General features: G+C 57.9%; 4 protein-coding genes and 1 pseudogene. All 5 read right to left on the reverse strand.

From position 1 onward, the window contains the following. Positions 1-111: 111 nt before the first annotated feature. Positions 112-996: a hypothetical protein gene (locus C8D90_RS20600; protein ID WP_115460343.1), complete on the reverse strand. Its 885-nt coding sequence runs from the start codon at positions 994-996 to the stop codon at positions 112-114. Positions 997-1,131: 135 nt separating this feature from the next. Beyond that, positions 1,132-2,307 carry an HlyD family type I secretion periplasmic adaptor subunit gene (locus tag C8D90_RS20605; protein WP_115460344.1) on the reverse strand — a complete coding sequence of 392 codons (1,176 nt, stop codon included), beginning with the start codon at positions 2,305-2,307 and terminating at the stop codon, positions 1,132-1,134. Further along, a complete protein-coding gene (locus C8D90_RS20610; RefSeq protein WP_147291392.1) occupies positions 2,304-4,532 on the reverse strand; it encodes a type I secretion system permease/ATPase in 2,229 nt (742 codons plus the stop codon). The genes C8D90_RS20605 and C8D90_RS20610 overlap by 4 nt, the downstream gene beginning before the upstream one ends. 197 nt (positions 4,533-4,729) lie before the next feature. Beyond that, positions 4,730-6,859, reverse strand: coding sequence for an FG-GAP-like repeat-containing protein (locus C8D90_RS22540; RefSeq protein ID WP_376744996.1), 2,130 nt, complete (start codon positions 6,857-6,859; stop codon positions 4,730-4,732). 9 nt (positions 6,860-6,868) lie between these two features. Then, positions 6,869-11,375: pseudogene (locus C8D90_RS22545) on the reverse strand (Ig-like domain-containing protein); the annotation flags it as partial.

Raw genomic sequence — 11,375 nt, forward strand, 5'->3', positions numbered from 1 at the left:
TACGCTAAGCTTTACGATGATATAAAAAAGGGTAGAAAAATTTTTATCTCAGGGCGGTATTTCCCATTTCAGTCCATTCCCTTTACCGCCCCCCGTTGGAAGATAATAAATTTATAAGGCGGGAGTATCCGGCGTTGAGTGCTTATGGGGATCAAACTCCAGGGCATGCATACAAACCGAGAAGTAGAGCCCCATATATTCGCGCACCAACTGCATAAATTCCGGCAGAATTTCAATCTGGGACTTACCGTGCATCTTCATCCAGCCTGCCCCGGCTGCGGCACTGACGATCCGGCGAACATGCGTATGCGAAACGGCGATGGTTTTGCTCACCGCAATATACGGGTACTCAAAAATCCGCAACACACCGTTATCGCTGTGCTTCAGGGCCTCCAGGTACAGGCTGAGAATCACCATATGCCCTGAATCTTTTTCGGTGAACAGGTGTATATCGGGCAAAATACGGTTAATGATGATGCGGTTAATCAACAGATCATACATATTGCGGTACATCATCGAGAGGATTTCTTTGTCATTAACCGTTTCCACCGACAGATTCAATAAAGGATAAGCTTTGTTCAACGGCAGCAATGCGCTGAGCAGGTAGTTGCCCACCTCTTTTAACCCTTTTTCCGTTGGTGAAACCATCAGAACACGTTTATTTTTCTCGTTTCTTTCTGCATTCATCCGGCCGCTGACGCGCAGGAAAAACATCATCGAATCGATACTATTGCCGCTGGCAAACCTCATCGAGGTGCAATACTCCTTCACCTCTGCCTGACTGGTTTCACCCCGGGTATAATAGAAACACAATAATGTCATTATTATATAAATGCGACTTTCTTTCAGCACCGTCTTATAAAAAAGAGAATTCTTTTCATACATGGTAGTAAGCAGGTGGTAATGATACTCCAATACGTCATCAAACCCGTCGCAGCGCTGTATCTGTGTGCTGTATGAACACAGTGTACTGACCAACTCCTGTGTTTTGTTCATAATTCACCTTTCCGGATAATCACTTCATATACCCTAATTGAATGCCAACAGACAATATCCGTCAGAATATTGTCTGTCGTAAACGAGGAAAGTCAACTCTTCCGGACGATCCGCAGCCCGGCCTGTTTCTGTTATTTATCTTTCCCGCAGTGCCTCCTTCGCCTTATTAAACGGCTTCAGCAAATAATCCAGAACCGTCTTTTTACCGGTACGGATATCTACCGTTGCCACCATACCCGGAAAGATTGGAAAAGATTTCTTCTCTTTGTTCTCCAGATGATTGCTGTAAGTACGAATATAAACCCGATAATAATAGACATCGCGCCGTACCTCATCCTGGATAGTATCCGGTGAAATAACCGTTACCTCACCGTCCAGGCCGCCGTATATCGAGTAATCGTAGGCGGTAATTTTCACCAGCGCCCGCTGGCCGGGGTGGATAAACGCCACGTCGCGCGGAGAAATCTTGGCTTCAATCAGTAATTGATCGTCCAGCGGCACAATCGTCATCAGTTTGCCGTTGGGCGGAATGACCCCGCCAACCGTGGTCACTTCAATGTCCTTGATGATGCCGCGCACCGGCGCGTTAAACTTCAGGCGCGTCAGGGAGTCTTCGCGCCCGCGCATCACCGAACGCTGCGCTTCTACCTCTTCGTTGGCTTTAGCCAATTCTTCACGCGCACGTACGTAATACTGCGTCTGGGTTTCAGTCAGTTTGCTCTGCATCTCATTGAGCTGACGCTGCAAACGCAGGACTTCGACGTTACTGGCCGCGCCCTGTTTGATCAGCGGCTGCGTCATCGCCAGCTCGCGCTGAACCAGCCGGATACCGTCCTTCAACCCGTTCACCGTTTTTTCCAGCCCTTCACGGCGGGCGTTGTACAGCGCGGTTTCCGATTTAATCAACTCAGGGGCGTTGTCCAGCTCTGCGGGAAACACCAGCGTTTCGCCGCCGACTTCCGCCCGCAGGCGCGCCGACGTAGCCAGCGCCGCGTACAGGCGGGACAGGCTCTCCTGCACGCCGGACTCCATTTTCGTGCGGTCAAGCTGGGCCAGCGCCTGACCACGTTCCACGATATCCCCGACGTTAACGTCAAGCTTGTGCAGAATCCCGCCTTCCAGCGACTGCACCACCTGTTCATGACCGGAAGGCTCTACTTTGCCGGTGCCGGTCGTGACTTCATCCAGCTCAAAGAAATAGGCCCAGCCGAGAAAACAGAGCAGCATCAGCGCCACGACGCGCGCCGCCAGCGCGGAGCGCGGCAGCTTCGGCTCACTGAGGCCGCGGTTGTATTGAATATGTCCGCTCATGCCGTCGCTCCCTGATCAGAATTAGCCTGTGCCGTCTTTTGCAGCATCACGCGCCGCACCGGGGCATTGCTCTTGGCGGCGGCAGGTTGTGGCGCTGCGGCCGGCGCGTTTTCCTGCCCCGGCCGGGCGTTCAGAATGGCGTCGCGCGGGCCGTCCATCGCCACGCGTCCGTTATCCATCACGATGATACGATCGACCAGGTGCAGCATCGCCATGCGGTGCGTAGCGATCACCAGCGTACGGTTCCCCGTCCACTGATGAAGCTGTTCGATCAGGTAGTTTTCCGACATTTCGTCCAGCGAAGCGCTCGGCTCATCCAACAGCAGAATGTTGGGCTGACGAATCAGCACGCGCGCCAGCAACAGCGTTTGCCGCTGGCCGCCGGACAACCCCAGCCCGCCCTCCATAATCTGGTAGTTGAGGCCGTCTTTCTGTTTTTGTACGAACGACAACGCACCGCTCATCACCAGTGCGCGCATGATATCTTCGTCGGTGGCTTCCGGCATGCCCATGGTGATGTTTTCACGGACGGTGCCGAAGAACAGACGCGCCGTCTGGCTCAGATACCCCATATCGCGGCGCAGATCCGCCGGGTCGAGCTGGTTAATGCCGATGTCGTCGAGCAGCATCTGCCCCTGCTGCGGCGTTTGCATACCGGAAAGCAGTTGCAGCAACGTTGACTTACCCGCGCCGTTACGCCCCAGGATCGCCACTTTCTCACCGGCGTTAATCTCCAGTTTGGGCAGAATAATATCGGGAATTTTCTCTTCTTCGTTGTAGTAAAACACCGCGTTACTGAACTTATAGTGGCCGTTCAGCACCGCCTTATGCACCAGCTTGCCGTGCTCCGGCTGATCCACCGGGCGCTTCATCAGTTCATCCAGACCATTACGCGCCACCTTGGCCTGTTGCCAGCGCGACAGAACGCCGGAAATCTGTGACAGCGGCGCAATCGTGCGCGACGCCAGGATGGTGGTCCCCACCAACGCACCGGTGGTCATGTCGCCGCTGATCACCATAAAACAGCCAACCAGCAGCACCACGGCATAAACAATAGACTGCACCTCCTGTGTCCAGGTAAGCAGCAACCCGGTCAGGAAACGCTGCTTCATGCTGATGGTGGCGGCGGTATCGTTGGTGTGGTTCCACTGGTTCTGGAAACGCTGTTCGGCGCGCAGCAGCTTGATGTCTTCGATGGACTCCACCGCCTCGACCAGCGTGGCGTTGCGCACCGCAGACTCGCGCATTCCCTCGGTGGACAGACGCCCCAGCGGACGCTGTACCAGCAGTCCGGGTATCAGCAGCAGCGGCAGCGCCAGCAGTACGACGAAGACCAGCGGGCCGCCGATCATCCACAGAATAAACACAAACAGTAAGAAGAAAGGCAGATCGGCAATGGCGCCGATGGTGGTGGAAGTAATCAGTTCCCGCACCGATTCCAGCTCACGGATCTGGGAAATAAAGGAGCCGGTGGACTTGGATCGCGCGTTATTTTTAATCCGCAGCGCATGACCGAATACCCGGTCGGAAATACGCAGGTCCGCGCGCTTACCCACCATATCGGAGATATGCACCCGCACCATACGCATGGAAAACTCAAACAGAATCGCCAGCATAACCCCGCCGAACAGCACCCACAGCGTGGGATAAGACTGCGATGGTACGACACGGTCGTAAACCTGCATGGAAAACAACATACCGGACAGCGCCAGAATATTGGCAACCAGCGAGGCCAGCATGATATCGCTGTAACGCCTCCAGTCCTTAAGCGCCAGGTTCCAGAACCAGTTTTCTTTATAGGGTTTGATGTAGTCGTCGACGCGCGCGTCGGGGATGGCGCTCAGCGGTTTCAGGATCGCCACCTGGCGGATGCGTGCGCCCAGTTCCTCGGCGCTCAGGGTACTTTCCAGCCCCTTATCGCCGCTGAAGCTGACGCAGACGTTGCCTTCGGCGTCCATGCGCGACAATACCCCGATCTGACCATTATCAAAGCGGGCCAGCAGCGGCATACGCCACGGGTCGAGGAAGCTGGCGCTGAAATCGCTCAGACGCAGTCCCATTCCCAGCTGACGCGCCATATCCGCCAACAGGTCATCACGCTTACTGTTACGTTCCCAGTTTACGGTAGTACGGACATTCTCTTCCGAGTAGTCGAGACGATAATGCCGGGCGACGGTAAGCATCGCTTCCAGCCAGGCTTCAACGGAGGGAGTGGAATGACTCATAGTGCTGACGTCCTCTGTCAGAAAAAATAAGACGGCATCATCATGATGCCGGCACTGTCAATTCGGGCTTCACGTATTAAGCGTGAATATATCTCAGGATTATTCTTAGAATTTACCATATTTAAAGCTTCATTGATAAGAAAATTCCAAAATAAAAAGGCGGGGGATTATCCCCCCCGCCTTATATTCCGCCTAAACTACACCACTAACAGCTGATGGTTCGCCAACAGTGTCGCCAGGTCGGTATTCACCCCGGTCAGCGTCACCACCGTCGTCGGCGAGAAGGAACCGCCGCTGCCGTCGCGATCGATCTGGATCACCGTGTCGCTGCCGCTGGTCGTCACCTTCACAAAGTCGCCGATGTTGTCGCTGCTGCTATCCATCTGCGCCACGCCATTAACGTAACTGGCCTTGGCGTTACCGGTATAACCGCTGCCCTGCAACAGTTCGCGGATATCGATACGGTCGGTATCCTTGGTTCCTTCCCAGGTCCCCAGGGTAAAGCCGTTAACGGTATCGGCGCCGTTGCCGCCGGTGGCGTTGCTGGCATCGATCATCTTGAACAGAACCGTCGCATGACCCACGCCCGTGCCCAGATTGATGATGTCATCACCGCCGCGCCCTTCGATGAAGTGGTTGCCGTTACCTGCGGACAGGGTGTCCGCGAAGTGAGAACCGGCAAGTCCTTCGATGTTCTGGAAGGTCGAGGTGTTGAACCCGGTGTTCTGACCCGAGGTTTTGCTCAGGTCAGCCGTGACGCCCACCGTTGATTTGATGAAGTCAACGGTATCTACGCCGCCGGTAGCGCTCCACTGGCTGTTATTGGACCATACTTCGGTGCCGCCGCCGCCGTTGTAGACGTAGTTGCTGTTTTCCTCAACGATAAAGCGGTCGTTGTACCCGGTACCGGTGATGGTTCCCTTCAGGCTCTGGCTGTTGATCACGTCAGTCGTCAACACATAACTTTCGTTGGCGTTCTGCGTGGTCAGGCCTCCCCAGTTTTCGTTATGCGCTACGCCGTTCACTGCGCGCACCAGCTCAACCCGGTACTGCTCCGTCGCACTCAGCCCGTAGAAGTAGACCAGGCCCGAGGAGTCGTTGCTGCCGAAACCGGACTGGGCGTTGATCATCTGGGTCGACACCAGTCTGTCCTGCGAGTCATACAGCCGCACCGTATTGCCGTAGAAGCTGTTGATGCCTTCGGCATCCAGGATCTTGACGACCAGCGAGGTCTTGTCCTCCACCTTGTTGGTATTCAGCACCAGCGACATTTTACCGCTCTGGCGGGAAACCAGCAGATCCGTCGCGCCATCCCAGTTGTAGTCGATGGATGCCACGCCGGTCACGCGCGTGGTGTCCGTACCGGTGCTGATCGTCGTGGGAGCCCAGTTGGAGCCGTTGCCATTATTGAGGTTAACGACCGCCGACGCCGCAGTATCAGCGAACTTGACGATGTCCATCGCCCCGTCATGGTTCCAGTCCACCGCCAGTGAGAAGCTTCCGCCAAAGGTTGCCCCCACCTTGGTAAAGGTGGTTGACAACGTACCGTTGGTGTTCCACAACAAACCACCCTGGGTAGTGTTGCTGTAGTAGTTCGCGACATACAGGTCCAGATAGCCGTCACCGTTAAAGTCAGCCCAGGTCATGGAAACCGCACCGTTGTTGTTGGTATTGGCTGCCCCGGAAACCCCGAACATATTGGTCATGGTCTGACCGGCAGTGATCGTCCCATTGCCGTTGTTGATGACGGTGCGCAGGTTATAAGCGCCCACCTGCTGTACCACATCAACAGAGCCGTCGTTGTTCAAATCCACGCCGGACTGGTTACGCGAGGTTCCCCCCGCCGTTGCCAGGGAGGTGGTGGCGCTGAAGATGGAGTAAGAACCATCTCCGTTGTTCAGCATCCAGGGCACCGTACTGTCAGGCGTGCCGTCACCCCAGATGATGTCAGCATAACCGTCGCCATTCAGGTCGATGGACACGATAGCCCCGTACCAGGTTGCCGTGGCGTTAGTGGAGCCCGGCTTCATGATGCTGGTATCCGAGTTCACGTTCCCCAACTGCATCGGCGTAAAGGTACCGTCCGCATCCTGGATCCACATTTCCTGGAAGTTGTTGGTGTAGATGTTCTCCGTCGCAAACAGCCCGGCGTAACCGCTACGGGCATAGTCCGCCCAGGTCAGGCTGATCGGATAGTACGCGCTGGCGGTATGCGTCGCCGCCTGATCCAGCTTGGTACCGCTGTAAGAACTGATGTCCTGGGCAAAATATGCCGTACCGTTCGCCGCGATATTCCACATGCCGTTGGCGTCCAGCGTGTAGCTCATCCCGTTGGTGTACGCCAGACCCGCGTTGGTGCCCCAATCCGCCGTTACCGTGGTATTGGTGATCTGCAACGCATCGGTCACGGTGGTCAGGCCGTTCTGGTTACCGTTACCGGCGGCGCTGATGACCTGGGCGGAAACATCGTACTTACCTGCCTGCAGGGCATCGTTGTCTGCAATCTGCACATACCAGGTATTGTTCAGCGGATCGACCACTACCCGGTCGCTGGCGTGGCTGTCGCTGCTGTACTCAATACCGTTGATCGTGACGACCAGGATCTGGCCATCAACCAATTCCTTCGACAGCGTACCGTGTGCGATCGGCGTCTTGTCGTCCGTCACCACGGTGGCGATCTGCACCCGGGTATCCGGGATGCTGGTATCCACGTTCAGCACAAAGTCGCTGGACTTGGTTACGTTGCCCGCCAGGTCCACCACCTGCGCAGTGTAGGTGTAGGTCGCATCCGTCAGCCCGCTGTCCTGATAGGTCCAGGTCATGGAGCCGGTCATGGTCGCTACGCCCAGCAGAATACCGTTACGGTAGACCTGAACGATCTCCCCGTCGGCCAGCGGACCGGACAACACACCGTTCAGCAGCGGCGAGGTATCATCGGTGATATAGCTGGCGTCGAAGGTTCCCGTGCGGTCGCCGACATTGTCGCTATAAGACGCAATGCCCGGCTCCGCGATCGGATCGAGGGTATCGACCACGACCGTCTGCGATACCACCGTACCGGTGTTGCCCGCAGTATCAATGATACGTACCTGATAGACATGATTACCGTCGGTCAGGGTACGGCCGTCCACGAAGGTCCACTGGGTACCGGAAACGCTGGCGAACTGCCAGGTGGCGCCGTTGTCCACGCTGACCTGGACGAACTCGTCCGCCGCCAGCGGGTTGCCCAGCGAGCCTTTCACCGTCAGCGAGGTATCGCTGGTGATGAAGTCGCTGGCCGAGCGGCCGGTATCCTCGGAAATGCTGTCAACGGTGATGGTTTCCGCCGACGCCGTGGTATCAATCAGCACCACCTGCGACGAGGTTTCACCCACGTTGCCCGCCAGATCCACCACGCGTACCCGGTATTCATGGGACCCTTCGGTCAGCGTGCGGCCGTCGGTGTAGCTCCAGTTCAGGCCGCTGGCGTCAACCACCACGGTAGTCCAGGTCACGCCGCCGTCTACGCTGATCTGCGCATATTCGTCGTTAGCCAGCAAGGCGCCCAACGTTCCCTTAATCGTCAGCGTGATATCGCTGGTGATGAAGTCGTTGTTATCCAGACCGGTATCGTTGCTGATCGCGGTGATGGCGATACCCTTAGCGCTTTCCGGGCTAACGGTGTCAATCACCACGTCCTTCTGCGCCACCTGGCCCACGTTGCCGGCCTGATCCACAACACGCACATGGTAAGTGTAGGTGCCATCAATCAGCGACCGGGTATCAGTGAAGGTCCAGCCGGTGCCGATAACCACCACATCCTGCCAGGTCAGGCCGCCATCCAGACTGATCTGGGCGTGTTCGCCCGCCATCAGGGTCTCGCCCAGCGTACCGCGCAACGTCAGCGAGGTATCGCGGGTCACGAAGTCACTGTTGCTCAGACCGGTATCATCGCTGATGCCGTCGATAGTGATGGTCTTCGCCGCATCCGGCGCCACGGTATCTACCGTCACAACCTGGCTGGCGGTCGCGCCGACGTTTCCGGCCTGATCCACCACCCGTACCATGTAGTTGTATTTACCGTCAGCCAGCGAACGGGTATCAACGTAGGTCCAGTTCAGGCCGCTGACCTCAACGTCAATCCAGGTCACGCCGCCGTCGATGCTGATCTGGGCGTGTTCATCCGCCGCCAGCGCCGCACCGAGCTGACCACGGATGGCCAGTGAGTTGTCGCTGGTTACGAAGTCGCTGTTGCTCAGACCGGTATCGGTGTTGATGGCATCGATGGTGATGGTCTTCACGGCAGCGTCAGGCGCTACGGTGTCGATCACCACGGTCTGATCAGCAGTTGCGCCGACGTTTCCGGCCGCATCGATGACCCGTACGGTGTAATCGTAGGCGTTGTCCGCCAGCGTACGGCCGTCCGTATAGCTCCAGCCGGTGCCGTTCACCACCAGATCGATCCAGGTAGTACCGCCGTCGAGGCTGATCTGCGCCTTCTCATCCGCACCCAGCGTCGCACCCAGTGAACCTTTGAGCGTCACGTTCGCATGATTAATTACGAAGTCGCTGCTGCTCAGGCCGGTATCATTGACCACCGAGTCGATGGCGATACTCATCTGCGGCGCCGTGGTGTCCACGCTGACCGTGTGCGTATCGCTGACGCTGTTGCCGATGCTGTTGCTGACCGACGCATTGACGACATACGACTGGCCGTCCGCCAGCGCCTGTACATCGGCGGTGCTCAGCGTGTGGCTCCACTTACCGTCAGCCCCCACCGTGGTGGTGTAGGTCTGACCGTTCAGCGTGATGGTTACCGTCTGGCCGATGGCGTTGGAAGTACCGCTCAGTACCACCGCGCCCCCGTGTTCAGCGGCGTTAATCACGTCGTCGCCGGCAATAGTATCAATGACGATTGTCGGAACTTCGCCGTTCAGGGTGATCGGCTTGTCCGTCGTAACGCTGTTGCCGGCCTTGTCGGTGACCGTAGCGCTGACGCTGTACTGGCCGTCTGCCGCGCCCAGGAAGTCCTTCGCCGGGACCGAGACCTGCCAGTCGCCGTTGCTGTCCACCGTGGCGCTGTAGGTGCGGTCGTTGAAGGTCACGATGACCGTCTGGCCCGGCTCAGCGTCGGTGCGACCGCTGATGATCTGACCCGCCTGCTGTTCGGTGCTGTTGACGACGTCATCGCCGGCAATCGTATTGATGCTCAGCGTGGGCGCCCTGGTATCCAGCGTCAGGCCATGATCGGCCTGCACCGGGTTACCCGCCTTGTCGGTGACGCTCGCCGTTACGGTGAGATCGCCGTCGTTCAGCAACGCCAGGTCGGCCGGCGGTACCGTCAGGGTCCAGGTGCCGTCTGCGCTGACCGTTGCGCTGTAGGTGTTGTCGCCCAACGCTACGGTAACTACCTGACCCGCTTGCGCGCTGGTGCTGCCGCTGATAACCAGCGCTTCACCGGCCGTTGTGCCGTTCAGTACGTTACCGTGCGCCATATCGTTGATGGTCAGCGTCGGCGCCGTGGTATCCACGGTGACGTTATGGCTGGCGTTGGCGTGGTTACCCGCCGCATCAATCGCCGAGGCCGTCACGGTATAGTTACCGTCGGCCAATGCCGCAACGTCGGCCTGATCGACCGTCAATGTCCAGGTTCCGCTGTCCGTGACGGTCGCGCTGTAGGTTTTGCCGTTCAGCGTAACGGTCACTACGGTGTTCTCCGGCAGATCGCTCGCCGTACCGGACAATACCAGCGGCTGTCCTGCTTCTGCCGCATTGATGATGTCGTCAACGGCAATGGCATCGATCGTCAGGGCGACTGCCGCCGTATTCACCTCAACACCCTGAGTCTGCGAACCGGTGTTGCCGGCCTTGTCGGTGACGCTCACCGTCACGATGTAATCACCATCGATCAGCTCGCCGATTGCCGCCGCCGGAATACCGACGTTCCAGGTACCGTCCGCATTGACCGCGGTGGTGTAGTCCTTACCGTTGAGGGTCACGGTCACCTTATCGCCTGCCGCTGCACCAACGCAGGTGCCGCTGATAATCTGCGCCTGGCCGTGTTCACCCGCGTTGATGATGTTATCACCGGCAATCTTGTTGATGGTCACCTGCGGTGCAAGGGTATCCACCACAAGCGCTTTATCTGCGCTGGTCGCGTTGCCCACGGTATCCGCCACGCTGACGGAAAGCGTGTAATTGCCGTCCGTCAACGCCTGCACCACGCTGGCGTCCAGCGTATAGCTCCACTTGCCGGACGCATCCACCGTGGTGGAGTAAGTCTGGCTGCCGAGCGTGATGGTCACTACCTGACCTGACGTCACGTTGCTGGTACCACTCAGCACCACCGGCGCACCGTGTTCGGCTGCGTTGATGATGTCGTCACCGGCAACCGTGTCGATGGTAATGGTCGGCGCTTCGCCGCTCAGGGTGATCGACTTGTCCGCCGTAACGCTGTTGCCGGCCTTGTCGGTGACCGTGGCGCTGACGCTGTACTGACCGCCGACCGATCCCAGGAAGTCCTTCGCCGGGACCGAGACCTGCCAGTCGCCGTTGCTGTCTACCGTGGCGCTGTAGGTGCGGTCGTTGAAGGTCACGATGACCGTCTGGCCCGGCTCAGCGTCGGTGTGACCGCTGATAATCTGGGCCGACTGCTGCTCTTCCAGGTTAACGATGTCATCGCCGGCAATCGTATTGATGCTCAGCGTGGGCGCCCTGGTATCCAGCGTCAGGCCATGATCGGCCTGCACCGGGTTGCCCGCCTTGTCGGTGACGCTCGCCGTTACGGTGAGATCGCCGTCGTTCAGCAACGCCAGGTCGGCCGGCGGTACCGTCAGGGTCCAGGTGCCGTCTGCGCTGACCGTC

The organism is Enterobacillus tribolii (assembly GCF_003363015.1).
Lineage (GTDB): Bacteria > Pseudomonadota > Gammaproteobacteria > Enterobacterales > Enterobacteriaceae > Enterobacillus > Enterobacillus tribolii.

Excerpts from the sequence above, each read along its gene's own strand:
- C8D90_RS20600 (WP_115460343.1), bottom strand. The coding sequence starts at position 996 with ATGAACAAAACACAGGAGTTGGTCAGTACACTGTGTTCATACAGCACA.
- C8D90_RS20605 (WP_115460344.1), bottom strand. The coding sequence starts at position 2,307 with ATGAGCGGACATATTCAATACAACCGCGGCCTCAGTGAGCCGAAGCTG.
- C8D90_RS20610 (WP_147291392.1), bottom strand. The coding sequence starts at position 4,532 with ATGAGTCATTCCACTCCCTCCGTTGAAGCCTGGCTGGAAGCGATGCTT.
- C8D90_RS22540 (WP_376744996.1), bottom strand. The coding sequence starts at position 6,859 with ATGAGCTACACGCTGGACGCCAACGGCATGTGGAATATCGCGGCGAAC.